We start from the raw sequence: 15,979 nt of genomic DNA, 5'->3' as shown, positions 1-15,979 counted from the left end.
GGGTAAGAAGCGAGTTTAGAACGCAAACATCGACGCGCGCGCCAGTGGCGGCAGCCGAATGTTCCAGAGATGTTGCGTTCTTCGTCATCATGGTCAAGCTTTTACACGCGCGATTTGGCCGACGCAAGATGGATTTACGACAGCTGCCTCAGTCATACCTGTTTTTAAATCAGGCGAACGGCACAGCACTTGTCCCCAAAGGCAGCTTCGCTTCGTCCTCCGGCTCGACATGGATCACCACGCGGGCGCTACTGATCTGCTGCTTCAGCGCATCCTCAATGCGGTCACAGATCACATGCGCATCGCCAACGCTCATGTCGGCTGCGACAACCAGATGAAACTCGATGAAGGTGACGCGTCCGGCAATACGGGTTTTCAGGTCGTGCACTTCGATGGCGCCGGCGGCATTGGCCGAAATGACATCGCGGATGCGCATTTCTTCGACAGGCTCGACGCCAATATCCATCAGGCCCTGCACCGACGAATTGATCACATGCCAGCCCTGCCACAGAATATTCAGCGCCACGACAATGGCGAGCAGTGGATCAAGTATCGCCCAGCCGGTGACGACCGCCCCAACCAAGCCAGCCAGCACGCCAGCCGAGGTGACAACGTCGGTCATGATATGCTTGCCATCGGCTTCCAGCGCCGGGGAGCGCGCGCTGCGCCCGATGCGGATCAGCAGCATCGCCCAAACAGCGTTGATGGCGGCAGCGACAGCGTTGATGCCAAGGCCAAGCCATGGCTCTTCGAGCTGGCGTGGCGTTTCCAGTGCAAACCAGGCTTCCCGAAAGATCAACAGCGCCGCGACACTGATCAGCACGCCTTCAACAACAGCCGATATATATTCCGCCTTATGATGGCCGAAGGGGTGGTTTTCGTCGGCGGGCTTATAGCTGACGCTGATCGCCCACCACGCGCCCATGGACGCAATTACATTGACGATGGATTCGAGCGCATCCGAATAAAGGGCCACGGAGCCTGTGAGCAGATAGGCCACATATTTCAGACCCATCACTCCCAGAGCAACCGGAATCGACCAAGCGGCTAGCCGCCGAACTCTTGCACTCGCGTCCATGACGAACCTTCGATTTGTCTTAATTACGGCCCGAAAATCGGGAATTGGCCAATTCAAGGCCCATCACTCATGCGTATCGACTCGAACCCGGGATAACTTCCCGAAGCCGGTCAAGTCCTATGCAATAGCATTTTAATGACCGCTCTATAGCCCAGTTTGGTCCAAGTTCGTACCCCTGTTTTTTTAGTTATCGCATTTAATTTTCTTCTGCAAATGCAAGGCATTACAGTTGCAAATGAGTTGCTACAGCAAGCAGCGAAAATGCGCCTTCGACACCCCAAAACAAAACCGGCCACAGGATGCCTGCGACCGGTTGAGTATGCTGACGATTACGGGCCTGGTCAGTAGTTGCTGCGACGCTTCTTATGCTTGCCCGCCAGATGCGTGACCACATTTTCGATCATGCGCATACCGGCATTATGGCCGAGCGTCATGATCGATTCCGGGTGGAACTGAACAGCCGCCACCGGCTCCTTCTTATGCTCGAAAGCCATGATCACACCGTCTTCGGTTTCCGCCGTGACGAGGAAATCGTCCGGCAGACGCTCCGGATCGGCAAAGATCGAGTGGTAGCGTCCAACGGTCACTTCCTTCGGCAGACCGGAGAAAATGCGTTCCGGCTTCGACACGCGAATGCGCGACGGCTTGCCGTGCATCGGAATGCGCAACTGGCGCAGTGTGCCGCCATAGGCTTCAGCCAGCGCTTGCAGCCCAAGGCAGACGCCGAAGATTGGCAGTTCGCGCTTGCGGGCCTTGTCGATGGTTGCCTTGCAGTCGAAATCCTGCGGCGAGCCGGGTCCGGGCGACAGTACCACGAGATCGGGATTGACGCGGTCGAAAATCTCCTCGGCCACCGGCGAACGCACCGTCGAAACGGTTGCGCCCGTCTGGCGGAAATAGTTGGCCAGCGTATGCACGAAGGAATCTTCGTGATCCACCAGCAGGACCGAGATGCCCTCGCCCACCTTGGCGGCAACGCGTTCTTCCGCGATCTGATTGCTCTTCTGTGCCTCGCGGACAGCCGCGATCATCGCCGATGCTTTCAGCTCGGTTTCGGCTTCTTCCTCTTCCGGGTTGGAATCGAACAGCAGCGTCGCACCGGCGCGGATTTCAGCCACGCCATCCTTGATGCGAATGGTGCGCAGCGTCAGGCCGGTATTCATGTCGCCGTTGAAATGCATCATGCCGATGGCGCCACCGTACCACGCGCGCGGGCTGCGCTCGTTTTCTTCCAGAAAACGCATCGCCCACAATTTCGGCGCGCCGGTCACGGTCACAGCCCATGCGTGGCTGAGGAAGCCGTCAAAGGCGTCCATGCCGTCGCGCAGGCGACCTTCGATATGATCGACCGTGTGGATCAGGCGCGAATACATTTCAATCTGGCGGCGACCGATCACCCGCACCGAACCCGGCTCGCAGACGCGGCTCTTGTCGTTGCGATCCACATCCGAACACATGGTCAGTTCGGATTCATCCTTCTTGGAATTGAGCAGTTTCAGGATCTGCTCCGAATCCGAAATCGCGTCCTCGCCGCGCTTGATCGTGCCCGAAATCGGACAGGTCTCGATGCGGCGACCATTGACGCGCACGAACATTTCCGGCGATGCGCCGACCAGATATTCGTTTTCTCCAAGGTTGATGAAGAAGGAATAGGGCGACGGATTGATCGTCTTCAGGCGGCGGAAGATTTCCGACGGTGCGGTGTGGCAGCGCTCATAGAAAGTCTGGCCCGGCACCACTTCGAACAGGTCGCCCCGCTTGAAGCTATCCTTGGCGCGCTCGACGAGCTTTGCGTATTCGCCCGGATTGTGATCGCCGCGCGGCAAGGTGCGCTCCGATGGCTTGAACGCCTCGGAAGGCGTTGCCCGTGCCAGACCATGCGTGGAAGACCCGCCGCAGCTGAACTCATAGCGATCCACCCAAGCGCGTGCGGCGTAATGGTCGGCGACGAAGATTTCGTCGGGAATGAACAGCACCAGATCGCGCTGGGTTTCGGGGCGCTTCAGCTTGTACTGGATCGGATCGAACTGGAACGCCAGATCATAGCCGAAAGCACCGTAGAGGCCGAGATTGGCGTCTTCTTCCGAGAAAAAAAGCCCGACAATGGCGCGCAGTACGGTAAATACCGAAGGCATACGCGAGCGCTCTTCTTCGGTGAATGCGCCTGTCGGCTCCGCGATGGTCAGTTCGATGCGGTCCTCGGTGGAGGCGTCCACCGTCACTTCGCCCAAGGCCTGCACGGTCTCCAGAATGGGGCGCAGCAGGATCACGCCGCGGGCGTTCAATGCCTCGATGCGCATGGTGCGCTGGCGCGAGGTGATGACCACCGGCGGATCGACGATTGCCGTATCCCATCGCGTGTAGCGGCCCGGATATTCGTAATTGGACGAGAACACTGCACCGCGTCTTTCATTGAGCACATCGATGTAGGTTTCGATGGCGCCCTTATACGCAGTGAGATGGCGCACGCGCTCGACGACTATGCCGCCGGCCGTTTCGTGCTGAAATATCTCGCTATCCGCTATCTTCGCATTCATGGTCGGCTAATCCCAATTGCTTTGGTTTTTCGAATATTTCCGGGCTTCGGTCCCATTCGGGCAGCCAAACAAAAAGGCCGCCCGGATAATCCCAGCGGCCCTGTCTCCTGAACGCATATGCGCAAACGCCTGCGTGGCCGCTTTTAGCGAGCCCACCACCAACCGTTGATGCGAATGTGCGAAATGTTCATGGGCGCTAGTGTTAGCGCTCCGCCCCGCCCCTTGCAACCGGAAAATTTCAAGCCCGCTTTTTCCACGGCGGCAGCAATGCGATACCTGATAATTCTGTCAGGCATACACCTGTCAGAATTATTGCTAGACCTGCGCAGCGGGCAAAAGAAAAGTCCGGACACCACGGAAGGTCCGGACTTTTCCCTGTCCTTAATGAGGACATACAGACAAGGAAGCGGGGTGCCTTGCCTGATCACAACGAGGCTCCACGCCCCCCAAATGACTAAATTTATAAGTGTAATACGATTTTTAGTATGGCTAAACACTACCATGGGTTGCATATTCTTGGCAACTAGTAATTGATTCGATCTTACCTGTTCGTATTTGACACAAGCCGCGACTGCCCCCGTAAATTTGTCGGCCTTCCACCAAGTTTCGTCTTGCGCCCAGCCCCGATTTCAGATTCATTCCCGTGACTTAATTCAGAATGAATGCATGAAGAAAAGAGTCGCCACGAACAGGCGACCATTTGGGGACACACGCATGAAGAACCTTGATGCCATGGACCGGAATATCCTGCAGGCCCTTCAGGAGAACGGGCGCCTGACCAATACCGAGCTTGCCGATCGCATCAATCTCTCGCAGACAGCCACAGCCGAACGCGTCAAGCGCCTGACGCGCGAAGGCTACATTCTGGGCTATTCGGCACGGCTGTCGCCCAAGATGCTCGACCGCGCCATGCTTGTGTTCATCGAGATCAAACTCGACCGCACGACGCCGGAAGTCTTCGAGACCTTTGCGACTTTTACGCGCAACAATCCCGACGTTCTGGAATGCCATATGGTGGCGGGCGGCTTCGACTATCTCGTCAAAGCCCGCGTTTCCGATATGGACCATTATCGTCGTTTTCTCTCTGAAGCGCTGCTTTCGCTGCCCGGTGTGCGGGAATCGCACACCTATGCCGTCATGGAAGAAGTCAAGGAAACCGCGCATATCGCGGTTTAAAAGGCCGCTTATCGCGGTCAGCTGCTGTCAGGATCATCACCTTCCCTGCAAGAGAGTGCTTGTCAAAAGATGATTACGGGTATATACCCGCATCATGGCACATTCCTGTTTCTGCATCCTTCTGCGTCAGGCATCACGCAAGACCTCGGCCATCTATGACGAGGCGCTGGCACCGCTTGGCATCAATGTCGCACAGTTCAGTCTGCTGCGTCGGCTCGACCGTGCGGGAACGCTGTCGATCACCGAACTGGCGCGCATGGCGGAGCTTGATCGTTCAACCATGGGGCGCAATGCCAAGGTGCTGCAGCGGATGGGCCTGATCGAGCCCGGCGACGGTCAGGATCACCGCGAAACCAATATCAGATTGACCGATACGGGCCGGGACCTTCTCGCCCGTGGCGGTCCCCTCTGGGACAAAGCCCAGGAAGAAATCGAGACCAAACTTGGAAATGACGGGGTCGAACAGTTGCAGGCGCTGCTTCAGGCACTCTGAAGTCGTTGGACGCGATCCCCTACTTAAAATTGACTGGAAACAATGACGGAGCGGGCTGTGATCGCTACGAACGCCGCTGCTCGCCTTCCTATCCGTGGCCATTTTTGCAAAAATGGTCCTAACCGAAAGCGCTCAAGATGATATCTGCCCGCCTCGCACGCGTTCTCGAACAGAGAAACATCCATTACGGATGGGTTGTCGCCGCCATCACCTTCCTGACCATGCTGGCAACGGCTGCCGCCATGGGTTCGGCAGGTATATTGATCGAACCGCTCCAGCGCGAGTTCGGCTGGACCAACGCCAATATCTCCTTCGCCATGGCACTGCGTCTGGTTCTGTTCGGCCTGATGGGTCCTTTCGCCGCCGCTTTCATGAACCAGTTCGGCCTGCGCCGCGTTGTAACCGCAGCGCTGATCCTGATCGCCAGCGGCCTCGTCGGCTCCATCTTCATGACTGAGGAATGGCAGATGGTGGGCCTTTGGGGCATCGTCATCGGCGTCGGCACCGGCATGACCGCACTCGTGCTGGGCGCGACCGTTGCCGCGCGCTGGTTTGAAAAGCGCCGTGGCCTCGTTGTTGGCCTGATGACGGCCAGCAATGCAACTGGCCAGCTCGTCTTCATGCCGATCCTCGCCAGTGTCAGCCAGACCATCGGCTGGCGCACATCGCTCACCATCGTCATCGGGTTTCTGACCGTTGCACTGCTGCTGGTTCTGGCACTGATGCGCGATCACCCGGCAGATATCGGCCTCAAGCCCTATGGCCGCACGGCACCGCTGCCCGCGCCGGAACCGAAGAAGAGTTTTGGCGCCATGCTCGCCTCGCCACTCGTCACCCTGCGTGAAGCATCGTCCACGGCCACATTCTGGGTGTTGTTCCTGACCTTCTTCGTCTGTGGCTTTTCGACAAACGGCCTCATCCAGACCCACTGGATCACGCTTTGCGGCGACTATGGCATCGCGCCGGTCGGTGCGGCTGGTATCCTTGCCGTCATCGGAGCATTCGACCTGATCGGCACGATCATGTCCGGCTGGCTGTCGGACCGTTTCGACAATCGCTGGCTGCTGTTCTGGTTCTATGCGCTGCGCGGCCTATCGCTGATCTATCTGACCTTCACCGACTTCTCGGTCTATGAACTGGCGCTGTTCGCCGTCTTCTACGGTCTGGACTGGGTCGCAACGGTGCCGCCAACTGTAAAGCTCGCCGCCGAACGTTTCGGCCCGGAAAAGGCCGGTCTGGTCTTTGGCTGGGTGTTCACCGGACACCAGATCGGCGCGGCAGCGGCTGCCGGTTTTGCGGGATTCGTCCGCACCGACTATGACAGCTATACGCCGGCGCTCGTTCTGGCTGGCGCCATGTGCCTTGCGGCGGCGGCGATGGTGTTCATCATCAACCGCCCTGCCCCGCGTGTGGTGCTACAGGCTTCCTAACGCGCAGGCTCTTCAAGATAAGCGTCGCCCCAATCGGCGCGGCGCGCCCAGCGGAAGAAATCGCCATCGCGCTTGGTGAACAGGCGCTCTTCCGCTGTTCCGTCACCCTTGCAGAGCTTCACTGAAACCTTGCCGCCACCGACCCGCGGCGGCGCAATGACCCGCGCTTCAACCGCCTCGGACGGCTGGCGCACTGCCGCCAGATAGATGAATTTCTCATCTTCCCACGGCACTTCCGCATCCTTGGTCATGCGGTGAATGCGCGAACGCGCCACACGCCGCGAGAAATGGCACCAGTCCGGTGCGACCAGCGGGCATTCCAGCTGATGCGGACAGGGCGCGGCAATCACAGCACCCAGCTCGATCAGCGCCCTGCGGGCATCGAGAATGCGCTGCCAGCCCGCAGGTGTTCCCGGCTCGACAATCACGAACATCTGCCGCGTGGACGCCCAAAGCTGCGCAACCAGCTTGCGACGGTCATCGGGGGCCAGTTCATCGAGCACATAGGCGATGGTGACGAGATCGGCCTGCGGAAAATCGAGCTTTTCCCTCACCACATCGCCCGCCCGCCAGTTGAGCGATGCAAAGCCACTGTTTCCGGCAAGGCTGCTGCCGACCGCGCGAATGGCCGGGCTTGCCTCGATCATCGTGGCGTTTTCAAGCGACGGCCAGCATCCACGGGCTGCCCACAGGGCCGTCCCTGGCCCTGCCCCGACATCAAGCATGGATTGCGGCGCGAAATCCGGGCAGACTTCCGCAGCGCTGTCGAGACTGGCCCGCACCGCCGCATAAGTCGCGGGCAGACGCGCCGCCAGATAGGCCTTCGCGGCCAGATCGTCGGAAATATGCAGGCGACCGTCCCGGGTCTCCGCCCGATAGCGGCGCGACAGAAGATCGGAGGCGCGTTTGAGATCGGCCAATGCCACGCCCTCAAGCGCGGCATCCACCGCCTGACGCAAAATCGGAGGCAGTTCCATTGCCCGTCAGCGCTCCAGAACCTGCTTCACATCGACCAGATTGGAACGAACGCGCAGGATATAGAAGCCCATCGTGGTCAGATGCGACGGTGTAAACCATGCATCCGGGCTACCGTTGGAAACGATGAAAGGCTGCATGTCGAGCGCCGAGCGCATCTGCTTTTCCATCTCGTCCCACACGCCATCAAGGTGCTTTTCGGCCAAAACGCCGCGGAAATCGGAATGCGCCGAGCGGAGCAGGCCGTAATAGGCGTATAGCTGGCCATAGGCGAACCAGAAACGGTCGTCCGCACGGGTGTCGAACCAGCCATTATGATAGTTTTCCGCCCGGTCCTTGAGAATTGCGGACGTCGAACCAAGGTCGCTGGCGATGCGATCGACAAACTGGATTAGATTGTCGGCGCGGGCATCAAAGGTCGCCTGACAGTTTTCAAGACGCGTGTTGAACGAACGCAGATCCTTGATCGCCGAGCGATAATAGCTGGGCGTCGGGGTCTTGGGGCCGAACGGACTCAGGCCGAAATACCAGGAATCCTCCGCAAACTGCAGATTGCCACGGGCCTTTTGCAGATCGCCATCAATCTGCGACGTGCCGCGCAGACGACCGATATTGTCCACCAGTTCAATCGCCGTGCGGCGCACAGCGGCATTGATGCCGCGCTGGAACGAAGCCTTATTATCGAGGAACGGTGTGCGATCCCAGTCCAGACCGAAGAAACCGGTCTTGTAGAGCAGCATGGAAGAAATCCACGCATTCTGGTTCACGTTGAAATCGGTAAGGTCGGCGGCAACCTCGGCAATCGCCGAACGCGAGCACTTGCGGGCCGATGACGGTATCTGCGCCGCCTGAACCGGCTGGCTTGCCGCCGGTGTTTCAGCAGATGGCTGATTGCTGTTCTCGGTCGCGGGCGCGGTGGAAGGTGCTGGCTCCGGCGCGACGGCAGGCGTCGAGTTCACTTCCTCGCCCGGCGTGTTCGCCGTCTGATAGCTATACTTTGCCGGATAGTCCGGGTCGAAATTGGTCCAGACCTGAGTCTGCCAGATAAAATAAATATAGAGCGCGGCCAGACCGACCACGACGACGCCAATCACGGCTTTCCACAATATTCCGAACTTCAGATAAACCCGCCATAAAGCGGCCAGTGGAACGGCTATCAGCCGGGCCAAACCCGCAATCATGCGACCAAGGAAGGAGAAAACGGCCCGTACTGCATTCCACACTATCAATCATCCTTCCATTGGCCCGCAATTCCGGGGCTTCGAACTATTCTCGCTCGCGCGTCGGGCCGTCGTAAAAAACGCCGTTTCCCGAAATGCAGCGAGCAAGAAACGCTGTTCCTCTTCAAATAGAGTGCGCCCGTCTTTTCGACAACCGCGATCGCTCATCCAACTGATTTTATCCGGCATTTTGGCGCGACAGGGTTGAAACCGGGGGGCCGATCCGTAACATGGCGCAACTTGGAGCCGTTCCGGTAAAAGTGCGGGATATTTTTTCGTTCTCATCACGACAAAAGAGACAGACGTCGCAATCGAGAATATTTTCGCCGCTGTGGTACTTGAACGGCGCAATCTTTGGTGTTTGCTAAAGCCGGAACCGGAAAAATAAGCAAACCGTCAAAACGGCCCGGAAATGGAGAGAACAATGAAACTGACCTATACGCTTGCCTTTGCTGCGCTTGCCACGGGAACGGCAATGCTCGCGGCACCTGCTGCCAGCTTCGCGGCCGAACCGGAAAGCTGCTCGACCGTGCGCTTTTCCGATGTCGGCTGGACCGACATCACCTCGACAACTGCGGTTGCGACCGAAATTCTCAAAGGCCTCGGCTACAAGACCGATATCAAGGTTCTATCCGTGCCGGTGACTTATGCGTCGCTGAGCAAGAAGGACATCGACGTCTTCCTCGGCTACTGGAACCCTTCCATGAGCGCTGATCTGAAGCCTTATCTCGATGACAAGAGCGTTGAGACGCTGCGTACCAACCTCACCGGCGCGAAGTATACGCTTGCCGTGCCGAAATATGCCGCCGACGAAGGCCTGAAGGATTTCAAGGATATCGCCACCTTCAAGGACAAGCTCGGCGGCAAGATCTACGGCATCGAGCCGGGCAATGACGGCAATCGCCTGATCCTTGACATGATCAACAAGGACGCTTTCGGCCTGAAGTCGTTCGAACTGGCGGAATCCTCCGAACAGGGCATGCTTGCGCAGGTTGCGCGCGCCATCAAGAGCAAAGAGCCGGTTGTGTTCCTCGCATGGGAACCGCATCCGATGAACAAGCGCTTCGAGATCACTTATCTCACCGGCGGCGATGACTTCTTCGGTCCGAACCTCGGCGGCGCCAAGGTCGAAACCAATGTGCGCAAAGGCTACACGCAGGAATGCCCAAATGTCGGCAAGTTCCTGACCAATCTCGAATTCAACCTCGACCTCGAAAACGAGATCATGGGCAAGATTCTGGACGATGGCGCAGAGCCTTCGAAGGCTGCGACCGACTGGCTCAAGGCCAATCCCGCTGCGCTCGACAAGTGGCTCGCAGGCGTGACGACGGTTGACGGCAAGGATGGTCTGCCTGCCGTCAAATCGGCCCTCGGCCTTTGATGTGAAGCACTCGCAGGCCGCGGTTAAACCCGCGGCCTTTCCATCTGTAGATACTCAGGCACGCAGCAGGAGACTTCATCGTTGAACTGGCTGACGGACTATAAAATTCCGGTTGGACCGACTGCAAAGACGGTCGTTGACTGGCTGACGAACAATATGGGTGGCTTTTTCGACCTGCTGGCAGCGGTCATGCAAAGCATGATCGACGCCCTGCTTTTCGTCCTGAAACTGCCGCACCCGCTGCTGCTGATCGCCATATTCGCAGTGATTGCCTGGCTGATCCAGCGCCGCATTTCGGTGGTCGTGCTGACGATCCTGGGCTTTCTGTTCATTCTCAATCAGGGTTACTGGGACCGCACGCTGGAAACGCTGACGCTTGTGCTTTCGTCCTGTGTTCTCTGCATGGCCATCGGCGTTCCGCTCGGCATTGCCGCAGCGCATCGTCCGACGCTTTACGCGGCCATGCGACCGGTGCTCGATCTGATGCAGACGCTGCCCACCTTCGTCTATCTGATCCCGGCCATCGTCTTTTTCGGCATTGGCATGGTGCCCGGCCTGCTCGCCACAGCCATTTTCGTTCTGCCCGCGCCGGTGCGTCTGACACATCTCGGCGTTTCGTCCACGCCATCCTCCTTGATCGAAGCTGGCGAAGCCTTCGGCGCTTCCCGGTCCCAGCTTCTCTGGAAGATTGAGCTGCCCTATGCCATGCCGCAAATTCTGGCGGGCCTGACCCAGACGATCATGCTGTCGCTTTCGATGGTGGTTATCGCCGCTCTCGTGGGGGCCGATGGTCTTGGCGTTCCGGTCGTCCGCGCGCTGAACTCGGTCAACACCGCGCTCGGCTTCGAGGCTGGCCTTGTCATCGTCGTGGTCGCCATTGTGCTCGACCGCATCTTCCGCGCTGGGCGCGAGAAATAGGAGATCGCGGATGACCATTATCGCAATTGAAGATGTCTGCATCATTTTCGGCAAGAACACGGATAATGCGCTGGCGCTTGCTGATCGCGGTGCAACGCGATCCCAGATTCAGGCCGAAACCGGCCATGTTCTGGGTGTGCACAACTGCACGCTGAATATCGAGGAAGGCGAAATCCTTGTTCTGATGGGCCTGTCCGGTTCCGGCAAGTCCACGCTGCTGCGCGCCATCAACCGGCTCAACCCGATTTCGCGCGGCCGCGTCACGGTGCGGGATGGCGACCGGGGCATCGACGTCGGCAAGGCGGATCGCAACACGCTGCGCCATCTGCGCACCGAACTTGTTTCGATGGTCTTTCAGCAATTCGGCCTGCTGCCCTGGCGCACCGTCGAGGAGAATGTCGCCTTCGGGCTGGAAATCTCCGGTATCGGCAAAGAAGAGCGCACTTCCAAGGCCCGCCAGCAGCTCGAACTAGTCGGGCTTCAGGACTGGGCCAAGCGAAAGGTCGGTGAATTATCCGGCGGCATGCAGCAGCGCGTCGGTCTCGCCCGCGCCTTTGCCACCGGCGCGCCGATCCTGCTGATGGACGAACCCTTCTCGGCGCTTGATCCGCTGATCCGCACGCGGTTGCAGGACGAGCTTCTGGCCTTCCAGTCGCGCTTAAAGAAAACCATTGTCTTCGTCAGTCACGATCTTGATGAGGCCATGAAGATCGGCAATCGCATCGCCATTATGGAGGGTGGGCGCATCGTGCAATGCGGAACGCCGCAGGAAATCCTGCTGCAACCCGCCGACCAGTATGTCGCCGATTTCGTCGCTCACATGAATCCGCTTGGCGTGCTGCGCGCGGGCGATATCATGACGCCGTTCGACCGTAACGCCGCCCCTCGCCCCTTTGCGGCCACAGCGCGACGGGAAACGCTGGTGCGCGAGCTGATGAATGCCGTTGCCGACAGCAGCGGCGATGTCGGCATCGTCGAGAATGGCAACATCATCGGAAAGGTCGCGGCCGATGATATCGTCCGGGCGCTCGCCTGGCACCAACAACGCGCTGGCTGAACAAACAAAAACGCCGCCCTTTACAGGCGGCGTTTTTGTTTCAGGATTTGCAGTAGCCCGTTAAGCCTGTGCGGCCTGTCTGGCGGCGGCACGCGCTTCAACGCGGGCGCGAATGGCATCGACATCAGCACGCGGCGTCGCGGCAAACAGCTTCTTCGTGTAATCGTGCTGCGGATTGTTGAACACGTCGTCACGCGACCCGTATTCAACCACCTCACCAAAATACATCACCATCACCTCGTCAGCGATATAGCGCACCACCGAAAGGTCGTGGCTGATGAAGACATAGGTGAGACCGAACTCTTCCTGCAGGTCGGACAACAGGTTCAGCACCTGCGCCTGCACCGACAGATCGAGCGCAGAAACCGGCTCGTCGAGAATCAGCAGCTTCGGATTGAGCATCAGCGCGCGCGCAATGGCGATACGCTGGCGCTGGCCGCCCGAGAACATATGCGGATAGCGGTTGAAGTGCTCGCGACCGAGACCAACCTTCAACAACATCTGCATCGCCTTGGCGCGACGCTCTTCCGCCGACATATTCGTGTTCAGCAGCAGCGGTTCGGCCAGCACGTCGCCGATCTTCTGGCGCGGATTGAGCGAACCGTAAGGGTTCTGGAACACGATCTGCACCTTCTGGCGCATTTCGGCGGTCAGCCCGTCACGAGCGATGTTCACATCCTTGCCGCCGATCGTCAGATCGCCGGAAGTCTGCGGATCGATCATGGTGAGGATGCGCGCCAGTGTGGACTTGCCGCAACCCGATTCGCCAACGATTGCCAGCGTCTTGCCCTTTTCGAGCTTGAAGCTGACGCCCTTGACGGCATGAACCACCTTCGGCTTGCCGAACAGGCCGCCGCCGACGTGGTAATCGCGCTTGATATCGCGCGCTTCGAGAACGATCTCGCTCATCGCGCTTCTCCTGCACTGGTCTCGTCAAAAGCGAAATCCGACACCGTCGGCAGACGGTCGCCTGTCGCATTTTCCGGCAGAGCCGACAGAAGCGCGCGCGTGTAAGGGCTTTTCGGTGCGGAAAACAGCGACAGCACGTCGGCGTCCTCCATCTTGTGACCCTTATACTGCACGATGACACGATCCGCCGTTTCGGCGACGACACCCATATCGTGGGTAATCATGATCAGGCCCATGCCATGCTCCACCTGAAGCCGCATCAGCAGATCGAGGATCTGCTTCTGGATCGTCACGTCGAGAGCCGTGGTCGGCTCATCAGCGATCAGTAGCTTCGGATTGCAGGCAATCGCGATAGCAATCATAACACGCTGGCACTGGCCGCCCGACATCTGATGCGGGAAGCTGCCGAGACGCTCAGAGGCATCGCGGATTCCAACCAGTTCGAGGAGCTCGATCGCGCGAGCACGGCTCGCCGAACCGTTCATGCCCATATGCTGCCTGAGCGCTTCTTCAAGCTGGTAGCCGACCGTGAAGCACGGATTGAGGCTCGCAACCGGCTCCTGAAAGATCATCGAAATGTCGCGACCAATGATCTGGCGGCGCTCCGAACTGGAAAGCGTGCGCAAATCCTTGCCGTCGAACGACATCTTGTCCGCCGTCACGGTCGCGGTCTTGGGCAGAAGGCCCATCACTGCGAGCATACCGACCGACTTGCCCGAACCGGACTCGCCGACAATGGCCAGAACTTCGCCCTTGTCGACCGTGATATCGATGCCATCGACCGCCTTGAAAGGACCGGTCGAAGTATCGAACGAAACCGTAAGGTTCTTGATTTCAAGCAAAGCCATCGATCAGCTCCTCTTGAGTTTCGGGTCAAGCGCATCGCGCAGACCGTCGCCGATCAGATTGATGGCGAGAACAGTGATCAGGATTGCCAGACCCGGGAAGGTCACAATCCACCAGGCGCTGGTGATGAACTCGCGCGCCGATGCGAGCATGGTGCCCCATTCCGGCGTTGGCGGCTGTGCGCCCATGCCAAGGAAGCCCAATGCCGCCACGTCGAGGATGGCGTTGGAAAACGACATCGTCGCCTGCACCACGAGGGGCGCGAGACAGTTCGGCAGGATGGTCTTGAACATCAGGCGCAGCCTGCTTGCTCCGGCAAGCTTGGCCGCGGTCACGTATTCGCGTTCCTTTTCCGCCATGACGGCGGCGCGGGTGAGACGAGAAAAATGCGGCAGCAAGACAAGCGTGATCGCAAGCACGGCATTGATGAGGCCCGGTCCCAGAATAGCCACCAGAACCAGCGCCAGCAGCAGCGACGGGAATGCCAGGATCACGTCCATGATGCGCATGAACACCGTATCGACGCCGCCACCGAAATAGCCGGTGATGAGGCCGATGGTGATGCCGAGGCACATCGAAATGATGACGATGACGAAACCGACCAGCAGCGAATATTGCGCGCCATAGATCAGGCGGGACAGAATATCACGGCCCACCTCATCCGTTCCAAGCAAGAACTGGGTCGAACCGCCTTCCTGCCAGAAAGGCGGCAGCTTGATGTAGTCGCGGAACTGATCGACAGGACTATGCGGTGCAATGACCGGCGCCAGAATGGCCACGAGAATGACCGCCATAAAGACGTAGAGGCCGATAACCGCGCCGCGATTGACGCTGAAATAGAACCAGAAATCCTTCAGCGCGCGCATCTTGCCGATGTCGTTTGCGGCTTCCGGCTGAATAGCTGAGTGTGTCATGATACCCTCACTTATGCCGGATACGCGGATTGATCAGGCCGTACAGCAGATCGACCACAAGATTGACCACCATGATAATGGCGGCAATCAGCAGCAGACCGCTCTGCACGACCGGATAGTCGCGGCGGAAAATGGAATCGAGCATCCATTTTCCGATGCCAGGCCAGGAGAAGATGGTCTCCGTCAGGATCGCACCGGCCATCAGCACACCGACCTGCAAGCCGATTGTCGTGATGACGGGGATCATGGCGTTGCGCAGCGCGTGAATGCCCACGACGCGGCGCGTCGGCAGACCCTTGGCGCGGGCGGTGCGCACATAGTCCTCACCCAGCACTTCCAGCATCGCCGAGCGCGTCTGGCGCGCAATGACCGCGAGCGGAATGGTCGCCAGCACGATGGTCGGCAGGATGAGATGCGAGACCGCCGAAAGGAACGCGCCCTTCTGGTCCGACATCAGGCTGTCGATCAGCATGAAACCCGTCACCGACGGGAAGAAATAGAGGAGCGAAATGCGCCCTGAAACCGGCGTCCACTGCAAAATACCCGAGAAGAAAATGATGAGCAAAAGCGCCCACCAGAAAATCGGCATCGAGTAACCAACCAGGGAAATGCCCATGAGGCCCTGATCGAACCAGGAACCGCGCTTGACGGCGGCGATGACGCCTGCCGGAATGCCAAGGCAGATCGCCACAATGATCGCGCAGATCGACAGCTCTACCGTAGCTGGAAACAGCGTGAAAAATTCAACGAGAACAGGCTTCTTGGTCACCAGAGACTGGCCAAAATCGCCGTGCAGCAGGTTCCAGACATAATCCAGATATTGCTGCCAGATGGGGCGGTCAAAGCCGAGCTGCGCCATCAGTTCTGCATGGCGTTCCGGGCTGACGCCGCGCTCGCCTGCCATCAGCAGGACGGGATCGCCGGGCAAGACCCGGACGAAAGCGAAAGCAACGATCGTGATGCCAATGAAGGTCGGCACCAGATAGATGAGTTTGTTTAATATAAAACGAAACATACAAAAACTCCGACCGGGTGCGGAGGAACC

14 protein-coding genes are annotated in these 15,979 nt (G+C 58.8%); 6 read left to right on the top strand and 8 right to left on the bottom strand.

Going from position 1 to position 15,979, the window contains the following annotated elements; genetic code table 11:
- Positions 1-169: 169 nt before the first annotated feature.
- Positions 170-1,078, bottom strand: a complete 909-nt coding sequence (locus tag WIX40_RS17480; RefSeq protein WP_339440877.1) for a cation diffusion facilitator family transporter — start codon at positions 1,076-1,078, stop codon at positions 170-172.
- Between the two features lie 341 nt (positions 1,079-1,419).
- A complete protein-coding gene (locus tag WIX40_RS17475; RefSeq protein ID WP_339440876.1) occupies positions 1,420-3,615 on the bottom strand; it encodes an anthranilate synthase component I in 2,196 nt (731 codons plus the stop codon).
- 714 nt (positions 3,616-4,329) lie between these two features.
- Between WIX40_RS17475 and WIX40_RS17470 the strand changes: the two genes are divergently transcribed.
- From WIX40_RS17470 to WIX40_RS17460, 3 genes are all read left to right on the top strand, one after another.
- Positions 4,330-4,791 carry an Lrp/AsnC ligand binding domain-containing protein gene (locus tag WIX40_RS17470; RefSeq protein ID WP_078338776.1) on the top strand — a complete coding sequence of 154 codons (462 nt, stop codon included), beginning with the start codon at positions 4,330-4,332 and terminating at the stop codon, positions 4,789-4,791.
- A gap of 94 nt (positions 4,792-4,885) precedes the next feature.
- On the top strand, positions 4,886-5,284 hold the full coding sequence (locus WIX40_RS17465) for a MarR family winged helix-turn-helix transcriptional regulator (RefSeq protein WP_109369525.1): 399 nt from the start codon (positions 4,886-4,888) through the stop codon (positions 5,282-5,284).
- A gap of 137 nt (positions 5,285-5,421) precedes the next feature.
- Positions 5,422-6,714, top strand: coding sequence for an MFS transporter (locus WIX40_RS17460; protein ID WP_109369526.1), 1,293 nt, complete (start codon positions 5,422-5,424; stop codon positions 6,712-6,714).
- On the opposite strand, the gene WIX40_RS17455 is transcribed toward WIX40_RS17460, so the two are convergent.
- Together WIX40_RS17455 and WIX40_RS17450 are read right to left on the bottom strand one after the other, a co-directional pair.
- Positions 6,711-7,691 carry a small ribosomal subunit Rsm22 family protein gene (locus WIX40_RS17455; protein WP_339440874.1) on the bottom strand — a complete coding sequence of 327 codons (981 nt, stop codon included), beginning with the start codon at positions 7,689-7,691 and terminating at the stop codon, positions 6,711-6,713. The genes WIX40_RS17460 and WIX40_RS17455 overlap by 4 nt on opposite strands.
- A gap of 6 nt (positions 7,692-7,697) precedes the next feature.
- Positions 7,698-8,918, bottom strand: a complete 1,221-nt coding sequence (locus WIX40_RS17450) for a DUF2333 family protein (RefSeq protein ID WP_109369528.1) — start codon at positions 8,916-8,918, stop codon at positions 7,698-7,700.
- Between the two features lie 403 nt (positions 8,919-9,321).
- Between WIX40_RS17450 and WIX40_RS17445 the strand changes: the two genes are divergently transcribed.
- From WIX40_RS17445 to choV, 3 genes are all read left to right on the top strand, one after another.
- A complete protein-coding gene (locus tag WIX40_RS17445) occupies positions 9,322-10,290 on the top strand; it encodes a choline ABC transporter substrate-binding protein (RefSeq protein WP_109369529.1) in 969 nt (322 codons plus the stop codon).
- 81 nt (positions 10,291-10,371) lie between these two features.
- Positions 10,372-11,208 (top strand): choline ABC transporter permease subunit, encoded by an 837-nt coding sequence (choW, locus tag WIX40_RS17440; RefSeq protein ID WP_109369530.1) that lies wholly within the window; start codon positions 10,372-10,374, stop codon positions 11,206-11,208.
- A 10-nt stretch (positions 11,209-11,218) separates the two neighbouring features.
- The gene (gene choV, locus WIX40_RS17435) at positions 11,219-12,265 is read left to right on the top strand and encodes a choline ABC transporter ATP-binding protein (protein ID WP_171318512.1); all 1,047 of its coding nucleotides are present in this window, start codon (positions 11,219-11,221) and stop codon (positions 12,263-12,265) included.
- 60 nt (positions 12,266-12,325) lie between these two features.
- Here the strand turns inward: choV and WIX40_RS17430 are convergent, their stop codons facing one another.
- From WIX40_RS17430 to WIX40_RS17415, 4 genes are read right to left on the bottom strand one after another with little or no spacing between them, the layout of a single operon-like run.
- Positions 12,326-13,174 (bottom strand): dipeptide ABC transporter ATP-binding protein, encoded by an 849-nt coding sequence (locus WIX40_RS17430; protein ID WP_121536552.1) that lies wholly within the window; start codon positions 13,172-13,174, stop codon positions 12,326-12,328.
- Complete coding sequence (locus WIX40_RS17425; protein ID WP_109369533.1) at positions 13,171-14,022, bottom strand: ABC transporter ATP-binding protein; 852 nt, start codon at positions 14,020-14,022, stop codon at positions 13,171-13,173. Before WIX40_RS17425 ends, WIX40_RS17430 begins: the two co-directional genes overlap by 4 nt.
- 3 nt (positions 14,023-14,025) lie before the next feature.
- Positions 14,026-14,934, bottom strand: coding sequence for an ABC transporter permease subunit (locus WIX40_RS17420; protein ID WP_104756074.1), 909 nt, complete (start codon positions 14,932-14,934; stop codon positions 14,026-14,028).
- A 7-nt stretch (positions 14,935-14,941) separates the two neighbouring features.
- Positions 14,942-15,949, bottom strand: a complete 1,008-nt coding sequence (locus WIX40_RS17415; RefSeq protein ID WP_109369534.1) for an ABC transporter permease subunit — start codon at positions 15,947-15,949, stop codon at positions 14,942-14,944.
- Positions 15,950-15,979: the final 30 nt, after the last annotated feature.

It is taken from the genome of Ochrobactrum teleogrylli (assembly GCF_037482325.1).
Lineage (GTDB): Bacteria > Pseudomonadota > Alphaproteobacteria > Rhizobiales > Rhizobiaceae > Brucella > Brucella teleogrylli.
Note: the sequence above shows the minus strand (reverse complement) of the source record. Positions and strands in the feature narration are given on the sequence as shown.

Excerpts from the sequence above, each read along its gene's own strand:
- WIX40_RS17460 (WP_109369526.1), top strand. The coding sequence starts at position 5,422 with ATGATATCTGCCCGCCTCGCACGCGTTCTCGAACAGAGAAACATCCAT.
- choV (WP_171318512.1), top strand. The coding sequence starts at position 11,219 with ATGACCATTATCGCAATTGAAGATGTCTGCATCATTTTCGGCAAGAAC.
- WIX40_RS17420 (WP_104756074.1), bottom strand. The coding sequence starts at position 14,934 with ATGACACACTCAGCTATTCAGCCGGAAGCCGCAAACGACATCGGCAAG.
- WIX40_RS17430 (WP_121536552.1), bottom strand. The coding sequence starts at position 13,174 with ATGAGCGAGATCGTTCTCGAAGCGCGCGATATCAAGCGCGATTACCAC.
- WIX40_RS17455 (WP_339440874.1), bottom strand. The coding sequence starts at position 7,691 with ATGGAACTGCCTCCGATTTTGCGTCAGGCGGTGGATGCCGCGCTTGAG.
- WIX40_RS17465 (WP_109369525.1), top strand. The coding sequence starts at position 4,886 with ATGGCACATTCCTGTTTCTGCATCCTTCTGCGTCAGGCATCACGCAAG.
- WIX40_RS17475 (WP_339440876.1), bottom strand. The coding sequence starts at position 3,615 with ATGAATGCGAAGATAGCGGATAGCGAGATATTTCAGCACGAAACGGCC.
- WIX40_RS17480 (WP_339440877.1), bottom strand. The coding sequence starts at position 1,078 with ATGGACGCGAGTGCAAGAGTTCGGCGGCTAGCCGCTTGGTCGATTCCG.
- WIX40_RS17445 (WP_109369529.1), top strand. The coding sequence starts at position 9,322 with ATGGAGAGAACAATGAAACTGACCTATACGCTTGCCTTTGCTGCGCTT.
- WIX40_RS17425 (WP_109369533.1), bottom strand. The coding sequence starts at position 14,022 with ATGGCTTTGCTTGAAATCAAGAACCTTACGGTTTCGTTCGATACTTCG.
- WIX40_RS17470 (WP_078338776.1), top strand. The coding sequence starts at position 4,330 with ATGAAGAACCTTGATGCCATGGACCGGAATATCCTGCAGGCCCTTCAG.
- WIX40_RS17415 (WP_109369534.1), bottom strand. The coding sequence starts at position 15,949 with ATGTTTCGTTTTATATTAAACAAACTCATCTATCTGGTGCCGACCTTC.